26 protein-coding genes and 1 pseudogene are annotated in these 24,902 nt (G+C 45.1%); 20 read left to right on the plus strand and 7 right to left on the minus strand.

Annotated elements, in window-relative coordinates; translation table 11 throughout:
* Positions 1-82: 82 nt before the first annotated feature.
* From ORQ98_RS11515 to sthA, 3 genes are read left to right on the plus strand one after another with little or no spacing between them, the layout of a single operon-like run.
* Positions 83-1,111 carry an FAD:protein FMN transferase gene (locus tag ORQ98_RS11515; protein WP_274688956.1) on the plus strand — a complete coding sequence of 343 codons (1,029 nt, stop codon included), beginning with the start codon at positions 83-85 and terminating at the stop codon, positions 1,109-1,111.
* A 14-nt stretch (positions 1,112-1,125) separates the two neighbouring features.
* The gene (gene nqrM / locus ORQ98_RS11520; protein ID WP_274688957.1) at positions 1,126-1,368 is read left to right on the plus strand and encodes a (Na+)-NQR maturation NqrM; all 243 of its coding nucleotides are present in this window, start codon (positions 1,126-1,128) and stop codon (positions 1,366-1,368) included.
* 44 nt (positions 1,369-1,412) lie between these two features.
* On the plus strand, positions 1,413-2,807 hold the full coding sequence (gene sthA, locus ORQ98_RS11525) for a Si-specific NAD(P)(+) transhydrogenase (RefSeq protein ID WP_274688958.1): 1,395 nt from the start codon (positions 1,413-1,415) through the stop codon (positions 2,805-2,807).
* A 300-nt stretch (positions 2,808-3,107) separates the two neighbouring features.
* On the opposite strand, the gene ORQ98_RS11530 is transcribed toward sthA, so the two are convergent.
* The 3 genes from ORQ98_RS11530 to ORQ98_RS11540 are packed head-to-tail and all read right to left on the minus strand — an operon-like array spanning position 3,108 to position 4,723.
* Positions 3,108-3,836, minus strand: a complete 729-nt coding sequence (locus tag ORQ98_RS11530) for a glycerophosphodiester phosphodiesterase (RefSeq protein WP_274688959.1) — start codon at positions 3,834-3,836, stop codon at positions 3,108-3,110.
* 9 nt (positions 3,837-3,845) lie between these two features.
* A complete protein-coding gene (locus ORQ98_RS11535; RefSeq protein ID WP_274688960.1) occupies positions 3,846-4,133 on the minus strand; it encodes a hypothetical protein in 288 nt (95 codons plus the stop codon).
* A complete protein-coding gene (locus ORQ98_RS11540) occupies positions 4,130-4,723 on the minus strand; it encodes a PilZ domain-containing protein (RefSeq protein WP_274688961.1) in 594 nt (197 codons plus the stop codon). The genes ORQ98_RS11535 and ORQ98_RS11540 overlap by 4 nt, the downstream gene beginning before the upstream one ends.
* Positions 4,724-4,845: 122 nt before the next feature.
* On the opposite strand from ORQ98_RS11540, the gene ORQ98_RS11545 reads away from it, so the two are divergent.
* Complete coding sequence (locus ORQ98_RS11545; protein WP_274688962.1) at positions 4,846-6,090, plus strand: lipoprotein-releasing ABC transporter permease subunit; 1,245 nt, start codon at positions 4,846-4,848, stop codon at positions 6,088-6,090.
* Positions 6,083-6,781 (plus strand): lipoprotein-releasing ABC transporter ATP-binding protein LolD, encoded by a 699-nt coding sequence (gene lolD, locus ORQ98_RS11550; RefSeq protein WP_274688963.1) that lies wholly within the window; start codon positions 6,083-6,085, stop codon positions 6,779-6,781. Before ORQ98_RS11545 ends, lolD begins: the two co-directional genes overlap by 8 nt.
* 104 nt (positions 6,782-6,885) lie before the next feature.
* On the opposite strand, the gene ORQ98_RS11555 is transcribed toward lolD, so the two are convergent.
* Both ORQ98_RS11555 and ORQ98_RS11560 read right to left on the minus strand, forming a co-directional pair.
* Entirely contained in the window at positions 6,886-7,194 is a 309-nt protein-coding gene (locus tag ORQ98_RS11555) for a hypothetical protein (protein ID WP_274688964.1), read from the minus strand.
* 45 nt (positions 7,195-7,239) lie between these two features.
* Positions 7,240-7,779, minus strand: a complete 540-nt coding sequence (locus ORQ98_RS11560) for a DUF2062 domain-containing protein (RefSeq protein ID WP_274688965.1) — start codon at positions 7,777-7,779, stop codon at positions 7,240-7,242.
* A gap of 109 nt (positions 7,780-7,888) precedes the next feature.
* Here ORQ98_RS11560 and ORQ98_RS11565 point away from each other — a divergent pair, with 109 nt between their 5' ends.
* The 8 genes and pseudogenes from ORQ98_RS11565 (at position 7,889) to murB (ending at position 14,914) form a co-directional block, all read left to right on the plus strand.
* Positions 7,889-10,216: a DNA internalization-related competence protein ComEC/Rec2 gene (locus tag ORQ98_RS11565; protein ID WP_274688966.1), complete on the plus strand. Its 2,328-nt coding sequence runs from the start codon at positions 7,889-7,891 to the stop codon at positions 10,214-10,216.
* Between the two features lie 42 nt (positions 10,217-10,258).
* Positions 10,259-10,891, plus strand: a complete 633-nt coding sequence (locus ORQ98_RS11570) for a MotA/TolQ/ExbB proton channel family protein (protein WP_274688967.1) — start codon at positions 10,259-10,261, stop codon at positions 10,889-10,891.
* Positions 10,888-11,310 (plus strand): ExbD/TolR family protein, encoded by a 423-nt coding sequence (locus ORQ98_RS11575; protein ID WP_274688968.1) that lies wholly within the window; start codon positions 10,888-10,890, stop codon positions 11,308-11,310. Before ORQ98_RS11570 ends, ORQ98_RS11575 begins: the two co-directional genes overlap by 4 nt.
* A gap of 148 nt (positions 11,311-11,458) precedes the next feature.
* Positions 11,459-12,379 (plus strand): annotated as a pseudogene (lpxK, locus tag ORQ98_RS11580) (tetraacyldisaccharide 4'-kinase); the annotation flags it as partial.
* 51 nt (positions 12,380-12,430) lie between these two features.
* Positions 12,431-12,616, plus strand: a complete 186-nt coding sequence (locus tag ORQ98_RS11585; protein WP_180567185.1) for a Trm112 family protein — start codon at positions 12,431-12,433, stop codon at positions 12,614-12,616.
* Positions 12,617-12,655: 39 nt separating this feature from the next.
* On the plus strand, positions 12,656-13,435 hold the full coding sequence (gene kdsB / locus ORQ98_RS11590; RefSeq protein ID WP_274688969.1) for a 3-deoxy-manno-octulosonate cytidylyltransferase: 780 nt from the start codon (positions 12,656-12,658) through the stop codon (positions 13,433-13,435).
* Positions 13,428-13,904 carry a low molecular weight protein-tyrosine-phosphatase gene (locus ORQ98_RS11595; RefSeq protein WP_274688970.1) on the plus strand — a complete coding sequence of 159 codons (477 nt, stop codon included), beginning with the start codon at positions 13,428-13,430 and terminating at the stop codon, positions 13,902-13,904. Before kdsB ends, ORQ98_RS11595 begins: the two co-directional genes overlap by 8 nt.
* Positions 13,904-14,914, plus strand: coding sequence for a UDP-N-acetylmuramate dehydrogenase (murB, locus tag ORQ98_RS11600; RefSeq protein ID WP_274688971.1), 1,011 nt, complete (start codon positions 13,904-13,906; stop codon positions 14,912-14,914). Before ORQ98_RS11595 ends, murB begins: the two co-directional genes overlap by 1 nt.
* Before the next feature lie 105 nt (positions 14,915-15,019).
* Here the strand turns inward: murB and rne are convergent, their stop codons facing one another.
* Complete coding sequence (gene rne, locus ORQ98_RS11605) at positions 15,020-17,764, minus strand: ribonuclease E (RefSeq protein ID WP_274688972.1); 2,745 nt, start codon at positions 17,762-17,764, stop codon at positions 15,020-15,022.
* A 652-nt stretch (positions 17,765-18,416) separates the two neighbouring features.
* Here rne and rluC point away from each other — a divergent pair.
* From rluC to sppA, 3 genes are read left to right on the plus strand one after another with little or no spacing between them, the layout of a single operon-like run.
* A complete protein-coding gene (gene rluC, locus ORQ98_RS11610; RefSeq protein WP_274688973.1) occupies positions 18,417-19,358 on the plus strand; it encodes a 23S rRNA pseudouridine(955/2504/2580) synthase RluC in 942 nt (313 codons plus the stop codon).
* A gap of 22 nt (positions 19,359-19,380) precedes the next feature.
* Positions 19,381-20,079: an HAD-IA family hydrolase gene (locus tag ORQ98_RS11615; RefSeq protein WP_274688974.1), complete on the plus strand. Its 699-nt coding sequence runs from the start codon at positions 19,381-19,383 to the stop codon at positions 20,077-20,079.
* A gap of 22 nt (positions 20,080-20,101) precedes the next feature.
* Positions 20,102-21,079, plus strand: a complete 978-nt coding sequence (gene sppA, locus ORQ98_RS11620) for a signal peptide peptidase SppA (RefSeq protein WP_274688975.1) — start codon at positions 20,102-20,104, stop codon at positions 21,077-21,079.
* Positions 21,080-21,151: 72 nt separating this feature from the next.
* Here the strand turns inward: sppA and ORQ98_RS11625 are convergent, their stop codons facing one another.
* Complete coding sequence (locus ORQ98_RS11625; RefSeq protein ID WP_274688976.1) at positions 21,152-21,742, minus strand: Maf family protein; 591 nt, start codon at positions 21,740-21,742, stop codon at positions 21,152-21,154.
* A 127-nt stretch (positions 21,743-21,869) separates the two neighbouring features.
* Between ORQ98_RS11625 and ORQ98_RS11630 the strand changes: the two genes are divergently transcribed.
* The 4 genes from ORQ98_RS11630 to fabD all read left to right on the plus strand — a co-directional run bounded on the left by ORQ98_RS11630 (position 21,870) and on the right by fabD (position 24,852).
* Complete coding sequence (locus ORQ98_RS11630) at positions 21,870-22,403, plus strand: YceD family protein (RefSeq protein ID WP_274688977.1); 534 nt, start codon at positions 21,870-21,872, stop codon at positions 22,401-22,403.
* Positions 22,404-22,413: 10 nt separating this feature from the next.
* On the plus strand, positions 22,414-22,596 hold the full coding sequence (gene rpmF, locus ORQ98_RS11635; protein ID WP_180567041.1) for a 50S ribosomal protein L32: 183 nt from the start codon (positions 22,414-22,416) through the stop codon (positions 22,594-22,596).
* 3 nt (positions 22,597-22,599) lie between these two features.
* Positions 22,600-23,625 carry a phosphate acyltransferase PlsX gene (gene plsX / locus ORQ98_RS11640; protein ID WP_274688978.1) on the plus strand — a complete coding sequence of 342 codons (1,026 nt, stop codon included), beginning with the start codon at positions 22,600-22,602 and terminating at the stop codon, positions 23,623-23,625.
* Positions 23,626-23,907: 282 nt separating this feature from the next.
* A complete protein-coding gene (gene fabD / locus ORQ98_RS11645; RefSeq protein WP_274688979.1) occupies positions 23,908-24,852 on the plus strand; it encodes an ACP S-malonyltransferase in 945 nt (314 codons plus the stop codon).
* The last annotated feature ends 50 nt before the right edge of the window (positions 24,853-24,902 follow it).

Here is a 24,902-nt window from a genome sequence, read left to right on the forward strand (position 1 = left end):
GTCACTGGATGTACTCAAAAAGGGTTCAGAAGGTAGGCTTCTGAACCCTTTTGTTTTTCAGGCTTTGATTATGAGGTAAATAGTGAAGATAGCAGGAAAGTTTTCACTAGTCGTTTTTTGGTTGTTATTTGTTTTAGCTGGCTGTGATTCAGCCAAAGTAGAAAAAGTAACGGGTCCTACCATGGGTACCCGGTATCATGTGAAGTATATTGCAGATGCTAATGCAGCATCCCAGCAACAGGTTAAACAAGTTGTACAACAGGTGTTGGATGATATTAATGCCCGAATGTCTACTTACATTAATGACTCGGAATTAATGCAGTTCAATGCAGCTGCTACTAATCAGCCCTACGCTCTATCTGCTGATATTATTGAGCTGGTGGCTCTTAGTCAGCAGCTTTCTAGATTATCGTCGGGGGCTTATGATGTGACGGTAGGGCCATTGGTAAACTTATGGGGCTTCGGTCCTGATCACCGGCCAGATCAAGTACCCGCAGCGGCCCAGATTAAAGCCGCGTTTGCCAAAGTGGGCTATGACAGTGTTGAGGTCAATAAGGAACAAAACCAGCTGACTAAGCGTAAACCAGTGTTTGTGGATTTATCCTCAATTGCCAAAGGTTATGCGGTTGATCAGGTAGCCAAGGCGCTGGAAGGCTTGTCAATTAGCAGCTATATGGTTGAAGTAGGTGGCGAGCTGAAAGCCAAAGGGCTTAAGCCTACTGGTGAACATTGGCGAATTGGTATTGAACAACCAAAACTGATGGTGCAGCAAGAGCCTAGCTTGGTGGTTCAGGTCGATGGTAAAGGGGTGGCTACCTCTGGCGACTATCGCAACTACTTTGAAGCAGAGGGAAAGCGTTACTCGCACACGATTGATCCACGAACTGGCTATCCCATTACCCACCGATTAGCTTCAGTGACGGTGATTGATGACACGGTAGCAAGAGCTGATGCGCTATCTACTATGTTTATGGTGTTGGGCTCAGACCAGGGGCTGACAATTGCTAATCAAGAAAATATTGCAGCTTATTTTATTGTCAAAACAGAGCAAGGGTTTAAATCAGTGGCAAGTGAAGCGTTCAAGGCATATCTTGCCCGTCAGCGTAATTAGTTGAGGTATCAAAAATGACTATCTTTCTGGCATTTTGCTTGATGTTGCTCATTGTGGTTGCTATGGCGATTGGGGTTATTTTGGCGAAGAAACCCATCAAAGGCTCATGTGGTGGAATAAGTGCGTTGGGCATGGATACCGCCTGTGATATTTGCGGTGGTGACCAGGCTAAATGTGATAAAGAAAAGCAACAGCAGCTCAGCCAAGCAGAACAAGGTGATGAGCTATTTTATGATGCTGGTACAACCAATAAGTAAGCATAAATCAGTAATAATCAATTGATGTTGGAGTATTTTTTGTCATGGGTGTAACGAACTATGATGTGGTGGTGCTAGGTTCTGGCCCTGCTGGTGAAGGGGCAGCGATGAATGCTGTCAAACTTGGCAAGCGAGTGGCGGTGGTAGAGCAGTCTGCATTAGTGGGAGGTAACTGCACCCATTTAGGCACAATACCTTCAAAAGCGTTACGGCATTCGGTTAAAGAAATTATTTCATTTAACACGGACCCAATGTTTCGGGCCATCGGAGAGCCTCGTTGGTTTAGCTTTCCTAATGTGCTGAAAAAAGCTGAAAACGTTATCAGCAAGCAAGTAAAGTCTCGCACCCAATATTATGCACGGAATCGGATAAACATTTTATTTGGGCATGGGCGTTTAGTTGACCAAAACACCGTTGAAGTCGTCCAGCATAATGGCTCGATTGAGCAGCTGGTGGCAAAGGATATTGTTATTGCCACTGGCTCTCGTCCTTATCGTCCTGCAAATGTGGATTTTAGTCATGAGCGAATCTACGATAGCGACACTATCTTACAACTGAAGCACACCCCGCGTCGTATTATTATTTATGGGGCTGGAGTGATTGGCTGTGAGTATGCTTCTATTTTCAGCGGGCTGGGAGTGAAGGTTGATTTAATTAATACCCGCGAACACTTGTTGTCTTTCTTGGATGATGAAATTTCCGATGCACTAAGCTATCACTTACGCCATCAAGGTGTGCTAATTCGCCATCGTGAAGAGTATGACAAAATTGAGGGTACTGAAGATGGGGTAGTGCTGTATCTGAAGTCTGGTAAAAAAGTAAAGTCAGATGCTTTGCTATGGGCTAATGGCCGGACGGGGAATACTCAGGGGATGGGGCTGGAAAATGTGGGGATAGAGCCAAATAGCCGTGGTCAACTGGAAGTTAACCAGCATTACCAAACCTCTGTTGAAAATATTTATGCAGCTGGTGACGTGATTGGCTGGCCCAGCCTGGCAAGTGCAGCATTTGACCAAGGGCGCTCAGCAGCAGGTAACATTGCTGCGGATAACGATTGGCGATTTGTTAATGATGTACCTACCGGTATTTATACTATTCCAGAAATCAGCTCAGTAGGAAAAACCGAGCAGGAATTAACTGCAGAAAAAGTCCCTTATGAGGTTGGTCAAGCTCATTTCAGAGCCATGGCTAGGGCTCAGATCAGTGATGAACCAGTAGGGATGTTGAAAATTCTGTTTCACCGAGAAACGTTAGAAGTGCTGGGCATTCACTGCTTTGGTGATCAAGCATCTGAAATTGTCCATATCGGGCAGGCTATCATGAGCCAAAAAGGTGAGGCTAATACACTGAATTACTTTGTAAATACCACCTTTAACTATCCCACTATGGCGGAAGCCTATCGGGTTGCAGCACTGAATGGATTAAATCGGTTGTTTTAAGTCTTTGTAATTAGCTTGGTGTTTGATATGGACTAGCAGGTTATTCTTCGCCTCGCTTGAAATGCCATCCCTGGCCTATCAAGCACTAAAAAGGCATCCTGCCTTAGCGACTGAATACCCTACTACCCCATATCTGCTGGCTTTTGCAGTAATCTCTTAGTTTTTTAGGTAGGTAATTAATCCTTCTTTGCCCTCACCTGGATGCTGTCGTCAAAGCTGGAAAATATGAAGTAACAGGGTATTCTTCATACTTATTCTCCAATACCCTTTTGTGACACTTGGCCTGGAAGTAGGGGTGATTTAAGCCGCATCCTTAACTAATGTCATTAATTCACTAGGACGGTCGGTAATTAAACTGCTGATACCATTGATTGCCGCGAGCTTTCTTGCTACATCCAGGTCATTTACAGTCCAGACTGATACAATTAAGCCGGCATCTGTGGCCGCTTTTACCCGAGAGGAGGAGCAAAGTGCCTGATCTAAGCACAAGTATTGGCACCCAAGTTTTTTTGCTGTATGAACGGGTGGAGGGAAAAGGTATTCCGCAACTAACCCCCTTGGCTGAGGGCTTTCCAGGCGAGCGAGTGTGGTTAGACAGTGGCGGTTAATTGAAGTCAGGATTAGGGTGGCACTGCCCTTATACTGCTGGCAGAACTCATGAGTTGCTTCAGCTACAGCGTAAGCTTCGGCGCGATTATCCGCTTTCATTTCCAGTTGGACACTGTTGATTTCAGGGCAGGCAGCCAATAAATCACTGAGTAATGGTACAGAACAGGCCTGATCCCAAAGAGGGTGGGCAAACTGTGCATTCAGTTGGTTCAGCTCTTTTGCCGTTAAACGTGCGACTTTACCATTGCCATTGGTGGTGCGGTCAACCGTTGCATCATGAATTACTACCAACTGGCCATCTTTGCTTAGCCGAAGATCCAGCTCAAAGTCGAATATGCCCAGGCTAATAGCATGTCGAAAACCTGCAATGGTATTTTCAGGAGCCTCATCTCGGGCACCACGATGGCCAATTAATTTCATAAAGGTCAGTTACTCTTGTGATGAGCGGTTCGCGACGCTATGTAGCACCGTATCATTTTCAAAATAGACGGTAAAATCAGCGTAGCGCCAGGTTGAAATGATCGGCTGACCGACGGAGGTTTTTTCACTGGGCTGACCATATTTAGCAACGACTTCTTGTTGTTTCATGCCATGGCCTGGCTGGGCTGATTGCTGACTGGCCTGAGCATGCTGGCCAACGGTTAGCTCTTGAGCATTAGCTAAAAATGCCAGGCAGATAAGCCCACTGGTGAGGGTAGCCTGAATGAGTGATTTCATGATGACGACTCCTGCTTCGACTGTTCCAATTGCTGTCGCCGCTGCTTGGCCTGATACTGAATGATGTGCTTGGCTAGCAGCTGGCGATCGGGCTCAAGTATATGTTCAAACGTGATTCGGTTGTGATAACCAGTTTTAATTTTGTCACATTTTACTATCTTCCCTGTAATCAACAAGCCAGCATGGCTTGGCAGCAATACCAGTTTAATGGCGAGGTATTGATCGATGGGAAGCGAGTCAGCCTGGTTAAAGCTCAAGCCGCCTTCACTTAGGCTGACTTTCCGTTTAGGCAGGTTAAGCAATTCGGTACTACAGGATGCTATGGCGTTGCCCATCAGTTGAAGGCGTCGATCAATATTCTTTAAGTATTGGGCAATCGCGCGGTTCTTATCATTAATAACTCTCAATAAGTGATGAGCTTCACTTTCTAGTGTTTGTAGGTTGCTGGATAAGTGGAAGATTTCAGCTTCGTTATTAAAAGGAAAGTACTTAGAGTCTGGCTGGTGGCAGGCATCCATCACCTGGTAGCTGATTGCTACAGTGTCATCGATTCGATAAAAATCGCGCCGATCAGCCAGTTCTTCTGGCATAATAACCGCCCTGTTAATTATTTAGTAACTCCATTAACATTTTAGCCCGAATACTTCATAAGGTTATGCTCAATCCTTGAGAATTCACTGGGAAACATCTGGTCTGTAAGGCAAAAAACTTCATGTTCAAACCATTACCGTTTTTTATTGGCTTGCGTTATACCGCAGCCAAACGACGTAATCGCTTTATTTCCTTTACCTCGCTGATTTCCTTTCTTGGTTTAGCATTAGGGGTTTGGGTGTTGATTGTTGTGTTGTCAGTGATGAACGGATTTGACCGGGAGCTGAAACAACGCATTTTGGGTATGGTTCCTCATGCCACGATTACTACGGCTCAAGGTACCATAGAGAACTGGCCTGAGCTGATCAAGCAAGTTGAAGAGTCGCCAGAGGTGGTTGGGGCGGCTCCTTTCATCAGCACTCAAGCCATGCTTACTCAAAGTGGTCATGTGAAAGGTGCTTATATTCAAGGGATTAACCCTGATTATGAAAGTAAAGTCTCAATTATTGATGAGCACTTGGATGCAGGGAAACTGACTGACCTGGCACCAGGCAAGTTTGGCATTATTTTAGGCGATATATTGTCTCGTCAATTAGGGGTAAACATCGGTGATAAAGTCACCCTGGTTTTGCCTGAGGCTTCAATTAATCCTGCTGGGGTATTCCCCAGGCTGAAGCGTTTTAATGTAGTGGGTATTTTTCGAGTCGGTGCTGAGCTGGATGCCAGTTTAGCCTATATCCACTATAAAGATGCAGCCAAACTGATGAGAATTAATCAGGGAGTGCTAGGTATTCGCTTACAGCTCAAAGATTTATTTAAATCTCGTGAAGTTGCTTGGCAAGTAGCCAGTAACCTGCCTGGGCGCTATTACGTGAGAGACTGGACTCGTACCCATGGCAGCTTGTTCCAAGCGATTCAAATGGAAAAAACCATTGTTGGTTTGCTGCTAACCCTGATTATTGCAGTCGCTTCTTTCAATATTGTCGCAACGCTAGTCATGGTGGTAAATGATAAGCAGTCTGATATTGCGATTTTACGTACCTTTGGGGCAACCACGCGCACAGTAATGGCCATTTTCATGGTGCAAGGGGCTGTTATTGGCGTACTGGGAACATTGCTTGGGGTAGTCACAGGCGTGATTACTGCGTTGAATTTGCCTGCTTGGATCAAAGCTATAGAACACTTGCTTAATATCCAGTTCTTGGATTCCAACGTTTACTTTATCAGTTACCTACCTTCCCAATTACAATGGCAGGATGTGGGCCTGATCGCTGGGGCTACTTTGTTATTGAGCTTTTTAGCCACTGTTTACCCTGCTTTCCGTGCTGCTAACACCCAACCTGCAGAGGCCTTGCGTTATGAGTAGTCATCCAGTCTTAGTATGCCAGGATTTAGCCAAATACTACCAAGAAGGCCCTGCGACAGTTGAGGTGATTAAAAAAATCAACTTTCAACTGGAAGTAGGGGAGCGAGTCAGTATTGTGGGTAGCTCAGGCTCAGGCAAAACCACATTGCTGAATTTATTGGGTGGGTTGGACACGCCTTCACATGGCACTGTGCTGTTAGATAATCAGGATATTACGCACTTGAATGAAAACCAACGGGGGTTGGTGCGAAATCGTAGTTTAGGTTTTGTGTATCAATTTCATCATTTATTGCCTGAGTTTTCGGCGGTTGAAAATGTTTCTATGCCGCTGCTAATGCGCAAAGAAGTGTCAGTTAAGGAGGCTAAGGCTCGCTCGATTAAATTGTTGGAGCAAGTAGGTTTGGGGCACCGGCTACAACATAAACCGGGTGAGTTATCTGGTGGTGAGCGGCAACGGGTCGCTATTGCGCGTGCTTTGGTTACTCAACCAAAGTGTGTGTTACTGGATGAACCAACGGGCAATTTGGATCAGCATACAGCACATAGCATCCATCGATTGATGCATGAGCTGAGTCATACAGTGAATACCGCATTTGTGGTGGTTACTCATGATTTGGGGTTAGCTCAACAAATGGATCGGGTATTGAAGCTGGAAGATGGGCAATTAGTTCCGGTTAATAAGCTTCAGTAAAAAGCATAAGTAGAATTTTTGTTAAATAAAAAAGGCCGTTTGTGATCATGCTGACGGCCTTCTGCTTTTATTAGTTAGTACTTTTTATGCAAACCAATAGGTATTTAGTCTTCATCTGTTGTTTGGTTTAAATAAGTACTTGGGTCAATTGCAATTCCTAAGGAGCGTTTATCAATACGCTTGATTTTACCAGCCAATTGGTATCGAAAAACGACCTTATCACCCACCTTAACATCAAGCACTTCGTCTGGGCTTAAATAATTATATTCCTCTCCATCGACAGTTAAGGTGTGGATATAGTAATCCGGCATGCCTAACCATTCGTTATGAGGTCCATCAGTCACAATATTTTCCAGTGTGCCGCGGCCTTGCTGTTTGGGGTTTTTACGTCTCGGGTTAAAACGTTTATTCATAGTGCATTTACTTCAAGGGTTAAGAAATGTGTAGTGCTTAAGCCATCAGTGTCTGTCATGAGGTTGACTTTTCCGCTTTTTTTTTCGGTGCTGCCAAGCTTTAGCAACATGCCATCGCCAATATACACGGATTAGAAAATAGCTCACTAACCCCAAGACAGTGCCACTAATGATAGAGCCGAAATACAAAGGTTGCCAGATGTTAGCCAGCTGGCTACTAACCCACTCTGTCGTTAGCTCCATTTCAATCTCAAGTACTGGCGTATTGAGTAGGAAGCAGCCTACTTTATAGGTAAAGTAAAAAATGGCGGGCATAGTGACTGGATTGGTAATCCATACTAATACGACAGATATTGGTAAATTACAGCGAAAAATAAAAGCCAGAAATGCTGAAACGACCATTTGAAAAGGAATAGGAATAAACGCGCAGAACACACCCACAAAGAAGGCTGATGACACTGAGCGACGGTTTAAATGCCAAAGATTAGGGTCATGAATTCGATGGCCTAAAAATCGCTGGAGAGATTTGTTTTCTTTAATCGTATCTGGATGGGGCAGATAGCGCTTAAATAGTTTTTTGGGCATTGATGGGCTCTGCTAGATCACTACTAAGTAAGCAGCCTGTTAAAAATGTTAACTTCGAGGCCTTCTTAAACAGGCGTATTATGCATTTATTTTAAATGGTTCTCTATAGATGCGTAGCAGTCTAATTGCTTTTTCTCTTGGCTGTGTACTCGTGGCTTACTTACCTCAGCTGACTTCTTGGTACTTGGTTGCTGGATTTGCCATTTTAGTGGCAGTAGTTGTTTTGCATTGGCGATATGATTATAGCTGGTTAATTGGCTTATTTGGCTTAGCTTTGGGTTATTGCTGGGGAGTATCTTATGGGCTGATAGGCTTGGCAGAACAGCTACCAAAGCAGTTTGAGCGACAGCCACTACTAATCAGTGGTTATATTGTTGGGTTACCTCAACATAGAGCCCATGGCTATCGCTTCGACTTTAAAGTAACTCATATTAAAAGCCCTGCTCAGCAGCCAATGACGGAAAATTTTTTTCTTCCTGATAAAGTAAGGCTGTATTGGTATCAGCAGCAGCCAGCGCTGGTGCCTGGCCAGCACTGGCAACTGCTGGTTAAGCTCAAACGTCCCCATGGTTTTGCTTCACCAGGTGCTTTTGACTATGAAGGGTATTTATTACGGCTAGGGATAGATGCAACGGGCTATGTGGCTAAGGGGCAGCAAAACCAGTTGTTGGGGTGCTGTCAGTGGTTAACGTTATTTGATCAATGGCGTTGGCAGCTGAAACAACACTATATCTCTCAACTGGATGGTGAGTCAGCTGGCCTATTGCTGGCACTTCTGCTGGGAGATCAAACCGCTATTACCCCAGGTCAGTGGGAAGCGTTGAATAAAACAGGTACAACTCACTTAGTTGTTGTGTCGGGGCTACATATTGGCTTGTGTGCCTTATTAGGTGCACTGCTGGCTTCAGGGCTAGTCAAGCTGCGGCTGTTACCTTTAGTTATTACAGCTAGGCAATGGGCTATTGGTGCAGGTTGGATATTAGCGACAGGGTATGCACTATTAAGTGGCTTCCAACTGCCTGTTCAGCGGGCCTGGGTCATGCTCACCATTGGTGCCATTGCGTTCGCAGGGCGCTGGCAATTTCAACCACTCAGCTACTGGTGGGTAGCGCTGGTTTTTGTATTGTTATGGCAGCCTTTGGCCGTGGTCAGTGCTGGGTTTTGGTATTCCTTTGTCGCTGTTGCAGCACTATTAGTTGCTTTTAGTCATCGCCGGGCAGTCAAAGGGGTTATTTCGCTATGGATCAAGCCTCAGTGGATTGTTTGGATTGCTTTATTGCCGCTGTTTATTCATTGGCAGCAGGTAAGCGTCTGGTATTCTCCACTGGTTAACTTGTTGGTAATACCGCTATTGGGTTTTGTTATAATGCCTGCTTTGCTGGTTGCGGTATTGTTAGCAAGCTTTTCAGCGTTTGGCTGGACTTGCTTAAAAATGATCAACCAAGGGCTGGCAGCTGGTGTTGATCTGCTTGCCCAATTATCAGCGGGTGAACAGGCTGCATTTGCCTTAGCACCCCTTGGAGTATTGCTGTTTGCGCTAGCTTGGTTATTGCCTGCAGGGCTGCCTGGTCGTGGCGGGCTTCTATTGGTGGGGGTGTTAGTAGGCTATTTTAAACCCTTGGTTTCAGCGCTTGAGCCTGGTCAGTTTCGCTTTACTTTGTTTGATGTTGGGCAAGGGTTGGGCGCTTTGATAGAAACTAAAAATCACCGTTTGGTATATGATACTGGGCCCCAGTGGAATCCGCGTTTTAGTGCAGTTAATGCGGTGATTCTTCCTTTTTTAAAACGACAGCAAGTTAACCATCTGGATAAGTTGGTGATTAGTCATGCTGATCAAGATCATAGTGGTGGATTGCTAGAGTTAAACACAGCCATATCCATTGCTGCTATAGAATCAGGTACAGCTGGAGAGATTAAACTGTCTCAACCAGTACAACCCTGCCAAGCAGGGCAAAGCTGGCAGTGGGATGGGGTAATATTTCGCTATTTGGCGGGTACACAAGGTAACGATCGAAATGAGCGCTCTTGTGTGCTCCAAATAATGACAGGCAATCATCAGCTCTTGCTAACGGGTGATATATCAGCAAAGCAGGAACGTCAGCTGGTTGCTAAGTGGCAACAGCAGCTTAAGTCGTCTGTCTTGGTTGCAGCACACCATGGCAGTTATTATGCTACAAGTGTATCTTTTATTAAGCAGGTAAAGCCATCAGTTGTATTGTTTTCCGCAGGTTATCAAAACCGTTATGGCCACCCGAATAAAAAATTAGTCAAGCGACTGCAACAGTCGGGAATCCTTACCTACAATACAGCAGATGAAGGGTCAATTCAGTGGCTGTTTGATAAAGCAACAGAGCCAGCCTTAACAATGCGCTACCGCCTTGATTATCCTAGATATTGGTCACAAAAAGTTAGCGCTAGGCTATTCGGTCGCTTATAACTTTATGTTAGAGTTGGCCCAACATTCATAAGGGGAGATGTCGTGAAAGAACTCATTGTAGCCGGTGGCTGGCTAATGCTGCCAATTCTTATTTGTTCTATTCTTGCCTTGGCTATTATTATCGAGCGTGCCTGGACACTAAGGCCCTCAAAAATTGCACCTAAACATACGCTAGCCTTGGTTTGGAAATGGATTAAAAATAAACAGTTGGATAGCAAACGACTTAAAGAACTAAAAGGCAGCTCCCCATTAGGGCAAATTTTGGCTGCGGGTTTAAGCAACTCAAAGCACGGCCGTGAAATCATGAAAGAGGGAATTGAAGAAGCTGCCTCTGGGGTTGTTCATGATTTGGAACGCTTTTTGAACAGCTTAGGCACCATCGCTGCGATCACGCCATTATTAGGCTTGTTGGGTACGGTTATCGGTATGATTAAAGTGTTTGCCGAAATTCAGATTTCTGGTACAGGTAATGCAGATGCATTGGCTGGTGGTATTTCAGAAGCACTGATCACAACAGCGGCAGGTCTGACAATTGCCATCCCAGCACTGATTATGCACCGGTTTTATGTGCGCCGAGTGGATGAGCTGGTGATTGCTATGGAGCAAGAGGCTACAAAGCTGGTAGAAGTGCTTCATGGTGAACGTGAAGTGGATTACAGTGAGGTAAGCAAGTGAAGTTTCGCAGGCAACTAACGGAAGAGGTTTCCGTTAACCTCACCCCATTGATTGATGTGGTGTTTTTGCTGCTGATCTTCTTTATGGTAACCACCACATTTACCAAAGAAACCCATTTAAGTGTTGATTTACCAGAAGCCACAGGCGAACCGGTTGATAATAAGCCTGATCAAATTGAAATCTTGATCAGTAAAACCGGTGAATATGCAGTGAATACCAAGTCGCTAGTTAATACGTCAATTAAAACATTGAAAACAGCACTGCAAAAAGAGTCGAAAGGCAATAACAAACTGCCATTAGTCATCACTTCTGATGCCAATGCACCTTATCAAGCGGTAGTGACAGCAATGGATGCAGCAGGTCAATTGGGATTTGTCCACTTAAGCATTACTACCCAAGAAAAGTCAAAAGAAGAGTAGAATCAGCAGCTTTTGATATTCTTCGCTATTGAATTAGGCCAGCCTGTTGCTGGCCTAATTTTATTTACTCCTTAGTATTTTAATTGGTGAATCGATGAACTGGCTGGTGAATGCCTGGTATCAACCGGATCGTCATCTGCGTTGGCTAATGCCTTTAAGGCTGCTGTATCAGCAGGTTGCTAAACATAAACGGCAGCGTTTTCTTAGCGGAGCACAGGCTATTTGGCAAGCGCCAGTGCCTGTGATTGTGGTAGGTAATATCACGGTGGGAGGCACTGGGAAAACTCCATTAGTCACAGCAATTATTGAGCAGCTGAAAGACTGGGGCTATTCCCCTGGAATTATTAGCCGTGGCTATGGGGGAAAGTCATCTCATTACCCGTTAGCTGTTACCCCTGATAGTCATCCAAATGTGGCTGGTGATGAGCCGGTAATGCTGGCTCAGCTTACTGGTGTGCCTGTAATGGTAGCCCCTCAGCGGGTTGCAGCAGCAAAAGGGCTGCTGAATCAATTTCCTGAGACTGATATCATTGTTGCTGATGATGGGCTGCAGCATTACCCGTTAGGTCGTGATATCGAGTTGGTGGTCATTGATGGTGCTCGTGGCTTAGGAAATGGCTATTGCTTGCCTCAGGGGCCGCTTCGAGAGCCACCAGAGCGGCTGAAAACAGTTGACTTTGTCGTAGTGAATGGTGACGCACCGTTAGTGGCCATTACACAGCCTCAGCAGTTAATGGCACTGGTTCCCGAGTGTTTAGTACAAGTAAGTAGTGGAGAAAAACGGCCATTGACTAAGGTCAGTCTTGATGACTTTAAGCAAGTGCATGGAGTCGCAGGTATTGGCAATCCCGCGCGCTTTTTTGCTACTTGTAATTCCTTGGGGGTGCAAGTGATTCCCCACCCAAAGGATGATCATGCGCAGCTAACAGTAAAAGACATTCAGTTTGATGATCAGCTACCCGTTTTGATGACATCAAAGGATGCAGTGAAGTGTCGATCATTTGTCTCTACCAACCACTGGAGTTTGCTGGTGGCTGCTAAGCTGCCCGAAAGCTTTTGGCAGCAGCTAAAAGAGAAGGTTAAACAAGTACAATCAAAAAGGTTAACCATAAAGAATATGTTGGATAAAAAACTGCTAGAAATTCTCGCCTGCCCTTTATGTAAAGGGGAGTTAAAGTATGACCAAGAGCATCAGGAGTTGATTTGCCGTCATGATGCTTTGGCTTATCCAATCCGGGATGGGATTCCAGTTATGCTTGAACAGGAAGCACGCACTTTAACAACAGACGAAAGATTAAATAAGTAATTCAATCACTTATCTTATACTATTGAAGCTATTTCTCTTATGAAATTCACCGTTGTCATACCTGCTCGTTATGCGTCAACCCGACTACCAGGTAAGCCATTACTGCTGATTGGTGGTAAGCCAATGATTCAGCATGTATATCAACAAGCATTACAAAGTCAGGCTACACGGGTAGTCGTCGCTACAGACCATCAAGGAATTGCTGAGGCAGTACAATCCTTTGGTGGTGAAGTTTGTCTAACTGCAGCCAATCATCCTTCAGGTACTGACCGGGTAGAAGAAGTGGCTAGAAAATTGGCTTTGGCTGATGATGAAGTGGTGGTGAACATTCAGGGGGATGAACCACTGATTCCTCCTTCAGTGATTAATCAAGTGGCTGGTTTGCTTGGCTCACAACCCAAATGCGAAATGGCCACGCTAATTGAGCCAATTGCTGAAGTTGATGACTTGTTCAATCCGAATGTTGTGAAAGTGGTATTAAATGCCCGAGGGGAAGCCAGTTACTTTAGTCGTGCGCCAATGCCTTGGAGCCGGGAGCAATTCAATTTAGCAAAGCCACCTAACCAGTTACCCTCAGGCCCTTTTTATCGGCATATTGGTATTTATGGTTATCGGGTGGGGCTGTTACATCGTTATGTTAACTGGCCTGTGGCGCCAACTGAGCAACTGGAGTGTTTGGAGCAGCTGCGGGCTCTATGGCAGGGCGTCAAAATAGCTGTGGCACAGGCAGTTGAGGTGCCACCTATTGGTGTTGATACGGAACAGGATCTAGCTAAGGTGCGGCAGCTGGTAGAAGAGGGAAATTCAAATAATGATTAGTGTGATGTTTGTATGCCTAGGCAATATCTGTCGATCACCGACAGCTCATGGCATATTTCAGCAGATGGTTGTAGATGGTGGGTTGGCTGACCGAATTCAAGTCGCCTCATCAGGTACCTCAGCTTATCATATTGGTGAGCCACCTGATGGCCGGTCTCAGCAGGCTGCTAAGCTGCGAGGCTATGACCTTAGCTGGATCCGGGCACAGCAAGTCACTCTTGATGATCTTGAGGCGTATGATTACATTCTGGCTATGGATAAAAGTAATTTATCCGCTTTAAAACAGCTGGCCCCAGTTAATCACCATAATAAACTAAAGCTATTTATGAGCTTTGCTCAGCAACAGAGCGAAATGGAAGTACCAGACCCTTACTATGGTGGAGCAAATGGCTTTGCCCAGGTGCTGGATTTAGTGGAAATGGCTGCACAAGGGTTGTTGCAGCAAATTAAGCAGGAACATCAGTTGTAATGTCTTTATCAGTAAAGCGCCAGGTCGCTCTGCAGTCTCATCATACGCTGGGATGTCCTGCCACGACAGAGTACTGGGTTGAAGTACGTTCGCTCAGTGAGCTGACCAAAGCGGTTCGATATGCGAAATCCAACCAATTAATGCTGCTTCCTTTAGGAGGGGGTAGTAATGTGGTGTTTACTCAACACTTTGATGGGCTGATCGTCAAAATAGCCATACTGGGCAAACAGGTTGGAGTTCAACAAAATGGTCAAGTGATTGTAGAAGCGGGTGCTGGTGAAAACTGGCATCAGTTTGTGTGTTGGACGCTTCAGCAAGGATTATCAGGCCTGGAAAACCTTTCATTGATTCCTGGCACAGTAGGGGCGGCTCCTATTCAAAATATTGGGGCTTATGGAGTTGAGTTAAAAGAAGTGATGGAATGCCTCTGGGCATTTAACCGGGAAACAGAAGAAGTTAAGCAGTTTTCTGTTGATGAGTGTCAATTTGGCTATCGAGAGAGTATTTTTAAGCAGCCAGATTCTCCCTGGATTATTGCTAAGGTTGCTTTTAGGCTAAATACTGAGTTTCAGCCAAAACTGCATTATCATCCATTGAGTCAGCTACTCGCTGATAAACCAGTAACACCCGAGCTAGTCAGTGATACTGTGTGCCATGTTCGTGCTAGCAAACTACCAGATCCTTTAGTACTGGGTAACGCAGGCAGTTTTTTTAAAAACCCAGTTATCTCCCAAACACAACTTCAGGCAATTCTTCAGTCTTACCCAGAAGTGCCCCACTATCCAGCAGCTAATGACCAGGTAAAACTGGCAGCTGGCTGGTTGATTGAACAGTGTAATTTCAAAGGCCAGTATCGAGGTGATGTGGGAGTGCACGATAAGCAGGCGCTAGTGATTGTTAATAAGGGAGCGGCTACAGGCAATGAAGTGATGGCGCTTGCCAGTCAGATTGTTGAAAAAGTAAGTGAACAATTTGGAGTTGAGTTGGAGGTAGAGCCAAGAGTGTACTGAGTTAGCGTTAGGCAGCTCCTTTAGTAGCTTTTCCAATTAAAAAACCAAATCAGGAGGGCACGCCCTCCTGATTTGGTTTTAGCTTGAAGGTTTAGTCAAATAGAATCAGCTTGCTTCCTCTGAGTTGACAGTAGACTGCTGAGTATCTTGTCCTTTACTTTTGTCAGCGGCAGTTTCAGTCTTGGCAGGCTTTGCTTCAGCTTCACTGGGTGCTTTGATCTCAGTGACCAAAGATGTTGTAAAGTTAACCTGGGCTTCTGGCTCTGCTTTAGTGGGCTTTACTTCTTCTCCAGTTGCTTCTGGTTTAAAAGTAACAGCGACAGACTCTTGAGTAGATGGCTCAGGCTGCTTCTTGCCAGTCGTTTGCTTTGCCTGCTGACGACGTGCTTCTCTTGGATCATTTAACGCTCGACGTCTCCGGCGTCTTTGGGGAGTGTTTGCTGCTTCGGCAGACTGGCTTTCACTAGGCTGCTCTGTTGGCTCAGCAACAGTCGCTGGCTGTGGCTTTTCTTCTTTTACATCAGTTGGCTCTGGTTGCTTTTGTGGTTCAGCGTTAGCTTTTTGCTCGGAGCTAGCTTCAGTAGCTGGTAACGACTGTTTTTCTGTAACAGCAGGTTGTTGTGACTCAGTAGGTGTAGGACTGTGAGCTTCAGTCTCAACTACTTTGGGTGCAGTGGGCTGTTGTGCCTCAGCTGGAGTTTGTGTGGGCTGAGCTTCAGAGGTTGTCTCAGTTACCTGTGAGTTGTCATTGTACTCACGTCCTCGCTGTGAAGGGCGATTGCTACGACGCTTGTTGGGTGAGCCGTTTCTAGGGCGACGCTTTGGTGTGTCACTTTCAACAGCCTGTGTTTGTGCCGCAGCATTTTCCTGGCGGCCTTTGTTGGTGGTTGGCTGCGCCTTGTCTTCATAGCGAGGGTTTGAGCGACGAGAGGGGCGCTCTTTTTTGTAACCTGTCTCTTCAGTGAGTTCTTGGTTACTTTCTCGGCTAGGTTTGTTGTCGTAGTCACGGCCTCGGCTAGGCTTATTCTCATAGTCAGAGCGGCTTCGACGACCTGCTGGGCGTTCACTAGAGCGCTCGGAACGAGGCTTTTGCTGTTGACGCTGCTGCTGTGGCCGCGATTGGCTGTAGCTGCGCTGCTCCTTAGCCTCTGGTGGAGGGGCTACTTTAGTTTCTTCTGGGCTAAAAATGCCAGATAAAGAGCTGACAATAGACTTAAATAAACTTGGCTTAGCGGGTACTGGCGCAGGCTCAGTTGGCTCAATGTTTTTAACTGCTGCTTCTGGCTTAGGTGTGTTGCGAACAGTTGAAAGCTCAACATCTACTGGCTCTAGATCGCTGACAATCTCGTAGCTGCTTTCAGTTGTTTGAGTTTGTAAATGATCCTCTCTGAGGCGCTGCACTTCAAAGTGAGGTGTGTCTAAGTTTGGATTAGGAATCACAACCACACGAATTCCATAGCGCTGCTCAATATCAGTAATTAATGAGCGCTTCTCATTCAGTAAGAAAGCGGCAATAGTGATAGGTACCTGAGTGCGGATTTCGGAGGTGCGTTCTTTTTGCGCCTCTTCTTCAACCACGCGCAGGATTGATAATGACAGTGAGCCAACATCACGGATAGATCCCTGACCGTTACAGCGTGGGCAGACAACCCCGCTGGTTTCTCCTAAGGAGGGTCTTAGTCGCTGGCGGGACATTTCCATTAAACCAAAGCGAGAAATTCGACTGATTTGTACCCGTGCACGATCCACTTGTAAAAGTTCCCGCATACGGTTTTCTACTTCCCGCTGATTACGGATAGGGCCCATATCGATAAAGTCAATCACCACCAGGCCGCCGATATCTCTTAGTCTTAGCTGGCGAGCAATTTCCTCTGCGGCTTCAAGGTTGGTTTGTAATGCTGTTTCTTCAATATCACCACCACGAGTTGCCCGAGCAGAGTTAATATCAATAGATACTAATGCTTCAGTTGGATCTATTACAATCGAACCGCCTGAAGGTAGCTTCACTTCCCGCTGGAAGGCAGTTTCAATCTGGCTTTCAATTTGAAAGCGATTAAATAGAGGAGTGCTGTCATTATAGGGTTTGATTCGATTTTGATACTGAGGGATCACCTGCTGCACAAACTTGAGTGCTTCTTGATGAACGGCATCATCATCAATCAATACTTCACCAATATCCTGGCGCAGATAGTCGCGGATAGCACGAATGATAACATTGCTTTCCTGGAAGACTAAAAAGGGAGCGGGTTGTTGAGCTGACGCCTCTTTGATTGATTGCCAGATTCTCAGTAGGTAATTCAGATCCCACTGTAGTTCTTCATGAGTACGGCCTAAGCCAGCAGTTCTAATGATAACCCCCATTTCTGGTGGAATTTCTAGCTTGCTTTTGGCTTCTCTTAGTTCAGCGCGTTCTTCGCCTTCAATCCGCCTTGAAATGCCACCAGCACGTGGGTTATTTGGCATAAGTACCAAGTAACGACCTGCCAGGCTGACTAAGGTAGTTAACGCTGCACCTTTGTTACCGCGCTCTTCTTTATCAACTTGAATAATGATCTCCTGACCTTCAGAAACAACATCTTTGATGTTGAGGCGGCCAGGACCTTGAGGTGAGTTAACAAAGTACTCTCTGGCAATTTCTTTGAGAGGGAGGAAACCATGGCGTTCAGCGCCAAAATCAACAAACGCTGCTTCCAGGCTGGGCTCGATACGGGTTATTTTTCCTTTGTATATATTGGCTTTTTTTTGTTCTCTTGAACCAGACTCAATATCTAAATCATATAACCGCTGACCATCAACAAGGGCAACTCTAAGCTCTTCCTGCTGAGTTGCGTTGATTAACATTCTCTTCATAGAGTTTTGTAGTACCTGTTTATTAATTGAATGCTGACTAACTCAATAGATCAGGCACCACCTATCATTTTGTTGTGTAGGCGCTATTACCGCTGCTTGTCACTCTTCCTTCTATGATTGGTTGTCAGGTTAGCTTCAGGGTTACGAGTAATCACTGTATTAAACGTTGTAACGACCTGGCTTTGCTGCTTTTACCAAGCGACCCTTTCATGTCGGGCTTAATCACCTGTGCGGAGTTTTTGCAAGTTTGGCAACATAGGTTGTTAAGGTTGCTGGTCGTTCTCTCTGCATGCTAACGACAATTTATCTCCACACTTACACAGAATCTGATATGGTGCTTCTATTGATTAGTAGCATATTTATTATACACACCTCTAATAAAGTGAAATTACGTGGTGTGTATGCCCTAATCTTAATAATTTCAATTACTTATTTATGCTTTTAGCCAGTTGCACTCTAAAAATAAGCTAAATGCAATTGACGTCTGCAACTGGTTACTATGGTCTTAAATCTTGAGTGATTGCCATAACGCTTAACCAGTGACCTAATTATAGCAGGGGCCAAATATATCAGTAATTTATAAGTGCTTCAATTAATACAAAAAATGCTAAACTAGCGCTCTTATTATTGGTTAGCCCTCCAAGAGTTGTACGTGAACCTTAATCAAACCGTCCAATATTTAACTATTGATGCTGAACAAGCAGGCCAGAGACTGGATAACTGGTTAACGACTCGCCTAAAAGGTGTTCCTAAGAGCAAAATTTACCGCATTATTCGTAAAGGGGAAGTGCGGGTAAATAAAGCGCGAGTCAAACCTGAGTATCGTGTGTTGGCAGGCGATATAGTACGAGTTCCACCCATTCGTGTTAGCCAAGCTGCACCTGTAGTACAGCCTCATCAAAAGGTGTTAAAAGAGTTAGAGCAGTCGATTTTATATGAGGATAACCAGTTTTTGGTGCTGAATAAGCCATCAGGGCTCGCTGTTCATGGAGGCAGTGGCATTAGCTATGGTGTTATTGAAGGGCTAAGAATGCTACGTCCTGATTGTAAGGGACTAGAGCTAGTACACCGGTTAGATCGAGATACTTCTGGCTGCTTGCTGGTTGCTAAACGGCGTAGTATGTTGCGTTATCTTCATGAGATTATTCGTCTGGGTAATATTGATAAGATTTATCACACAGTTGTATTAGGTCGCTGGCCAAAGCGTCGTCAGCAGATAGCAGCACCTTTAAGGAAAAATGAGCCAAGAGCTGGAGAGCGAGTAGTAAAGGTCGATCCACAGGGTAAGCAGGCTTTAACAGAGTTTGCAGTATTGCAATATTACTCTGAGGTAACCTTGGTTCAAGCAAAGCCTATTACAGGGCGCACTCATCAAATTAGAGTGCATACACAGTACGCGGGTCACCCGATTGTGGGCGACGAGAAATATGGTGATTTCGCTATGAACCGCCAACTAAAAGCAGTAGGCTTCAACCGATTGTGCCTGCATGCAGCTCAATTATCTTTCGACTTACCTGATGGCACGCCATTTTATATTGAAGCACCGTTGCCTGAGTCAATTTTGCAACCGCTTACGCAACTGAAGTCAAAATAGCTGCAATTTGTTAGGAGCCTTAATGGATATATCGTTGTGCCAAGGTGATTTACCTGCCAGAGCAAAAGCTAAGCACTATTCATTAATTGTATTTGACTGGGATGGTACGCTGGTTAATTCAATCAGTCGTATTGTTCATAGTTTGAGGGCGGCGGCGGAAGCAAGTCAACTGCCTGTATTAGCTGAAGAGGCTTACGAAGATGTGATTGGGCTTGGTATGCCTGAAGCCACTATGAAGTTGTATCCAGAGCATATTAATAGCCATGAGCAATTTCGAAATCAATATCGAGAGTCCTATTTAATGGGGGAGGCTAAGCCAGCTCCGCTGTACTCTGGTGTTGAGCAAGGATTGACAGTGTTGAAGCAAGCTGGCTATCGGTTAGCGGTTGCTACGGGAAAAAGTCGTCGCGGCTTGAATCGAATGCTGAGCCAGCGAGAGTGGCATGACTTGTTTGAAGTGACTCGTTGTGCAGATGAAACCCGCTCTAAACCGGATCCACTCATGCTAAGAGAAATTCTAGATGAAACTCAGCTAGCAGCAGATCAGGTATTGATGGTAGGTGACTCAGAATATGATGTGGCGATGGCAGCTGCAATCAATATTGATCGAGTAGCCGTTACCTATGGAGTTCACGCTAAACAGCGTTTATTGGATCATTCACCAATAAAGTGTGTTGATCAATTTCAAGAGCTGGTAAACTGGCTGGTGGACATTAAGTAGTCATATTGGAGCTTTGTTTGGAATGAGTGGAGAGAACCTTAATATACCACCAGAAAAAGATCGGCAGTGGTTATTAATTGAAAATCTGGTGGGTGGAATCCTAGTTGAGCAGCGTCGCTCACGACGTTGGGGGATTTTCTTTAAGCTGCTGACTTTCTTTTATTTATTTTTATTTCTAGTTTATGTCATTGCCATGGCTGCCAATATGAATATCAGTAAGGCAGCAAAGGGAAGTGAATATACGGCAGTTATCAATGTGAATGGTGTGATTGCAGCTGATGAGCAGGCCAGTGCAGACAATATAGTGACTGGGCTACGTGCTGCGTTTGAAGATAAAGGCACTAAAGCGATTGTGCTGCGTATTAACAGCCCAGGTGGTAGCCCAGTACAGTCTGGCTATGTCTATGATGAGATTAAGCGGCTACGTGAATTGCATCCTGAAAAGAAAGTGTATGCAGTTATTGCTGATCTAGGAGCGTCAGGTGCTTATTATATCGCTTCTGCAGCAGATGAAATCTATGCTGATAAAGCCAGTTTGGTTGGCTCGATTGGGGTAGTGGCTTCTGGCTTTGGTTTTGTTGAAGCTATTGATAAGGTAGGTGTTACCCGTCGTGTTTATACTGCAGGCCAGCATAAAGGCTTTCTTGATCCATTCCTACCGCCTAAAGACGATGAGACGGAGTTTTGGCAGGATGTGCTTAATACTACTCACCAGCAGTTTATTGATAGTGTGAAAAAAGGGCGAGGTGAGCGCCTTAAAGAGGATCCGAAGCTATTCAGTGGCTTGGTTTGGTCTGGTGAGCAAGCGGTATCGCTTGGCTTGATTGATGGTTTAGGTAGTACCAGCTATGTGGCTAGAGAAATCATTGGTGTTGAAGAGTTAGTTGACTTTACACCTCAGGAAAACCCTCTAGAGCGCTTTGCTAAACAGCTGGGTACCAGTATTGGTGTTGGTATCAGTCAGTCACTTGGCGTTAACAGCACCATTAAGCTGCAATAGCACAAGCAAAAGCTACGTAATAATAGGAAGGCTGATCAGCCTTCCTATTTCCTCTATAGCTACAACGCCTCTTTAAAGCACTTTTACTCCCATCCTTTCTAGCATGTTTACTAGCTTGATCAGTGGAAGTCCAACTAAACTGTTTGGGTCGTCAGTTTCCAGTTTGGAAAATAAAGCAATACCTAGCGACTCACACTTAAAACTACCTGCACAATCGAAAGGTTGGTCGATTTGTAAATACCGATTAATAGCCTGGTCTGTTAGCACCTTGAATATAACTTTGGTTTGTGAGGTTGCATAAAGGTGCTCGTTAGTCTTGCAATTCCAAACGCATAGCCCTGTATAAAAAATAACGGTATTACCACTACTGGCTCTTAGCTGCTGCTGGGCATTTTGAAAGTTACCTGGCTTGCCTAAGAGTTGGTCTTTAAGGCTGGCTACCTGATCAGAGCTGATAATCAAATGACAGGTACCTTCATAATGTTTGGCAACTGCAGCTGCTTTGGCAATGGTCAGGCGCTTTGCTATTTGCTCTGGTAGCTCATTAATCAGCGGCTTTTCATCAATATCAGGTGACCTGCATAGGAAAGCGAGCTGTAGTTTGCTTAATAATGCTTTGCGGTAGGGTGAGCTGGACGCTAGGATTAGTTGAAAATCAGTCATTTGCAGTATTAATAGTTAGCAGCTTAACTTTAGTGACGTTAGATAATAATGCGCATTAGCTGTTTGCACCAGAATCGGCAATAAACCCTTTGACAGCTACCACTACTATGCCTATTATTGCGCGCTTATGTTAGAAGGTCATTTACCCAAAATAGTTGATCCCCGACGACTGGCTAAGCAAAGTGTCAGCTTAAAGGGGCGTTGGCCTGTTGCTGATCTTGAGCAGTTAGCAAATTACCTTACCAATACTGAAGGTGAGGTTGAGGCTGATTTGAATTTTTCTCAAGATGCAGAAGGTCACTTTGTTATTTCTGGGCAGCTGACTGCCCAAGTGCAGATGACCTGCCAGCGTTGCTTAGAGCCTGTCTCACTAAGTGTAACGAGCGATATCCTGCTGGCTGTTGTCTGGAGTGATGAATCCGGCAAGCAATTGCCTGATAATCTGGATCCGATCGTGGTTGCTGATGAACACCTTTCATTAGCCAGGTTGATAGATGAAGAACTTATTCTAAATCTACCAATTGTACCTGCTCACGAGGACCCAGTTTGCCAGCCGCAAATGGAGTGGTTAGACCCTGATGCTGAAGATGACTCAGCAGTATCAGAGCAACCCAAAAACCCATTCGCAGTGTTGGCTTCCTTGAAAAAGTCGAAGACTTAAGGAGCTTTTCATGGCTGTTCAACAAAACCGTAAAACTCGGTCTAAGCGTGGTATGCGTCGTGCACACGATAGCTTGACGAGTGCTGCGTTAACTGTGGATGCTTCCACGGGTGAAACCCATCGTCGTCATCATGTTTCGCCAGATGGCTTTTACCGTGGTCGTAAAGTCGTAGCTAGCAAAGACGACGAGTAATCCTTGACCCAGTTAACGACCATTGCGCTTGACGTAATGGGTGGGGACCTGGGTCCCCGCAGCACTATAGTTGCTGCCGTTCAGTGGTTAAGCCTTCAGCCCAAACGTTCTTGTCAGCTTATCCTAGTGGGTGATCGCACCCTCATTCAACGTCATTTAACAGCCTTTCCTGATCAATCTACTCAATTTGATATTGTTCATGCCCCAGATGTTATTGGAATGGCTGATAAGCCAACCTGGGCATTGCGTGCCAAACCGAAAGCCTCCATGCGCCAGGCAATTGAGCTGGTTGCATCGGGTCAGGCAGATGCCTGTGTGAGTGCAGGTAATACGGGGGCTCTGATGGTGATTGGCCGGTATGTGCTAAAAACACTGCCTGGTATTGATCGGCCGGCAATAGTCAGTCGGTTACCTACTCGGAAGGGGGTAAGCTATCTACTGGATTTGGGAGCCAATGTCGATTGTCATTCAGAGCATCTGTATCAGTTTGCTGTGCTGGCAGCATTATTAGTCAAATGTTTACATAGCGTAGATTCTCCAACTATTGGCTTATTGAATGTAGGTAGTGAAGCGATTAAGGGAAATGAGCAAGTGCGGCTGGCGAGACAGCTGATTGAAAGCAATCCAAAGCTTAACTTTACAGGTTATGTTGAAGGCAACCAGCTGTTTCAGGGGCAGACTTCGGTTGTTGTTTGTGATGGTTTTGTTGGGAATGTGGCATTAAAAACCAGTGAAGGGTTGGCGGAATTTATTTTAGAGTCAATACAGGAAATGGCTGGGCCTTGGTTGCGGAACCCGCTAACCCGCTGGTTTACGAAACGCTTTTTTTACAAGCTACATCAGCAAATTGATCCCAGAATATACAATGGTGCTTGCTTGCTAGGCTTGCAAGGAACTGTGGTAAAAAGCCATGGTCATGCTGATAGTTTAGGTTTTAGCTGGGCAATTGAGCAGGCTTATCAGCAAGCCCAGCTTAAGTTACCTCAAGTGTTGAATGAAGCCCTAGAAGCTTGGCTCGAAATAGACTAAGTCAATACTTTATCAGTAAGTGTATTTTAAGCTTGCTAAGTTGTTAGCAGTGAGTATATCTACAGCACTTGTAGCGTAGTAACATCAGACAGGTGCGGTGTATAGCTGTTATTGGGTTTCAATTTTTTGTCATTACTGGGTTGTTAAATAAAACATAAGCAGTAATTTCACTGTTAAATAAGACACATTGTTTAGATTAATAATTTCTCAGATACTTTTTTGAATATTTCGCTTATAATGGCGGCTTTTTATTGACTGATAAGTCAGAGGATTGCAATTTACATGACGACACAATTTGCCTTTGCATTTCCCGGCCAGGGATCGCAACAAGTAGGTATGCTGTCAGCAATTGCTGCTGAGCAGTCAGTGATTCAGGAAACATTTGCTGAGGCATCTGCTGCGCTTGGCTATGATTTGTGGCAGCTGGTTCAACAAGGACCTGCTGAAGCACTGAATCAAACTGAGCAGACCCAACCAGCAATACTCACCGCTAGTGTGGCTTTATGGCGTTTATGGCAAGCAAAAACGGCAGCTACCCCTGCGCTGATGGCTGGACATAGCTTGGGAGAGTATTCGGCGCTGGTTTGTGCAGAGTCCCTGTCATTAGCTGATGCGGTTAAGCTGGTCAGGCTGAGAGGGCGCTTAATGCAGGAGGCTGTTGCTGAAGGGGAAGGTGCGATGGCTGCAGTGATCGGTCTTGATGATGAGGCAGTAGCAGAGGCATGTACTGAAACAGCTGGGCAGCAAGTAGTAGCACCTGTTAACTATAATTCTCCTGGCCAAGTTGTGATTGCTGGGCATCGTGAAGCTGTTGAACGTGCCATGGTTGTGGCAAAGGACAAAGGCGCTAAAAAAGTGATGCCTTTACCAGTCAGTGTGCCTTCCCACTGTTTGTTAATGAAGCCGGCTGCAGAGAAACTAGCTGAAGCACTAGCCGAAATTGATGTAAGTCAGCCCAAAATACCTGTATTGCAGAATGTGACTGCTGCAACAGCAAATACAGTAGAACAGCTTCGAGATAATTTAGTTAAGCAGTTATATAACCCTGTACTATGGGTAAATACTGTTCAGGCGATTGCTGATGCGGGTGTTGACACTATTTATGAGTGTGGCCCTGGTAAAGTGCTATCTGGCTTAAATAAGCGTATTAATCGTCGTTTAACGGTGGCTTCATTGGAGCAGCTTGAAGCACTTGAAGCGGCAGTGGCTGCGTTAAATGCCAATTAATTAGCTAAGTGCTAATTAATTAGTAGTTAGTTGAACTCATTTGATAATCG

It is taken from the genome of Spartinivicinus poritis, from assembly GCF_028858535.1.
GTDB lineage: Bacteria > Pseudomonadota > Gammaproteobacteria > Pseudomonadales > Zooshikellaceae > Spartinivicinus > Spartinivicinus poritis.

Bases quoted from the DNA above. Each gene is read 5' to 3' on its own strand.
- ORQ98_RS11535 (WP_274688960.1), bottom strand. From the start codon at position 4,133: ATGAAATCACTCATTCAGGCTACCCTCACCAGTGGGCTTATCTGCCTG.
- fabD (WP_274688979.1), top strand. From the start codon at position 23,908: ATGACGACACAATTTGCCTTTGCATTTCCCGGCCAGGGATCGCAACAA.
- sppA (WP_274688975.1), top strand. From the start codon at position 20,102: ATGAGTGGAGAGAACCTTAATATACCACCAGAAAAAGATCGGCAGTGG.
- kdsB (WP_274688969.1), top strand. From the start codon at position 12,656: ATGAAATTCACCGTTGTCATACCTGCTCGTTATGCGTCAACCCGACTA.
- rpmF (WP_180567041.1), top strand. From the start codon at position 22,414: ATGGCTGTTCAACAAAACCGTAAAACTCGGTCTAAGCGTGGTATGCGT.
- ORQ98_RS11530 (WP_274688959.1), bottom strand. From the start codon at position 3,836: ATGAAATTAATTGGCCATCGTGGTGCCCGAGATGAGGCTCCTGAAAAT.
- nqrM (WP_274688957.1), top strand. From the start codon at position 1,126: ATGACTATCTTTCTGGCATTTTGCTTGATGTTGCTCATTGTGGTTGCT.
- sthA (WP_274688958.1), top strand. From the start codon at position 1,413: ATGGGTGTAACGAACTATGATGTGGTGGTGCTAGGTTCTGGCCCTGCT.
- ORQ98_RS11615 (WP_274688974.1), top strand. From the start codon at position 19,381: ATGGATATATCGTTGTGCCAAGGTGATTTACCTGCCAGAGCAAAAGCT.
- rne (WP_274688972.1), bottom strand. From the start codon at position 17,764: ATGAAGAGAATGTTAATCAACGCAACTCAGCAGGAAGAGCTTAGAGTT.
- ORQ98_RS11625 (WP_274688976.1), bottom strand. From the start codon at position 21,742: ATGACTGATTTTCAACTAATCCTAGCGTCCAGCTCACCCTACCGCAAA.
- ORQ98_RS11565 (WP_274688966.1), top strand. From the start codon at position 7,889: ATGCGTAGCAGTCTAATTGCTTTTTCTCTTGGCTGTGTACTCGTGGCT.
- ORQ98_RS11595 (WP_274688970.1), top strand. From the start codon at position 13,428: ATGATTAGTGTGATGTTTGTATGCCTAGGCAATATCTGTCGATCACCG.
- ORQ98_RS11540 (WP_274688961.1), bottom strand. From the start codon at position 4,723: ATGCCAGAAGAACTGGCTGATCGGCGCGATTTTTATCGAATCGATGAC.
- murB (WP_274688971.1), top strand. From the start codon at position 13,904: ATGTCTTTATCAGTAAAGCGCCAGGTCGCTCTGCAGTCTCATCATACG.
- ORQ98_RS11630 (WP_274688977.1), top strand. From the start codon at position 21,870: ATGTTAGAAGGTCATTTACCCAAAATAGTTGATCCCCGACGACTGGCT.
- ORQ98_RS11555 (WP_274688964.1), bottom strand. From the start codon at position 7,194: ATGAATAAACGTTTTAACCCGAGACGTAAAAACCCCAAACAGCAAGGC.
- ORQ98_RS11545 (WP_274688962.1), top strand. From the start codon at position 4,846: ATGTTCAAACCATTACCGTTTTTTATTGGCTTGCGTTATACCGCAGCC.
- ORQ98_RS11560 (WP_274688965.1), bottom strand. From the start codon at position 7,779: ATGCCCAAAAAACTATTTAAGCGCTATCTGCCCCATCCAGATACGATT.
- lolD (WP_274688963.1), top strand. From the start codon at position 6,083: ATGAGTAGTCATCCAGTCTTAGTATGCCAGGATTTAGCCAAATACTAC.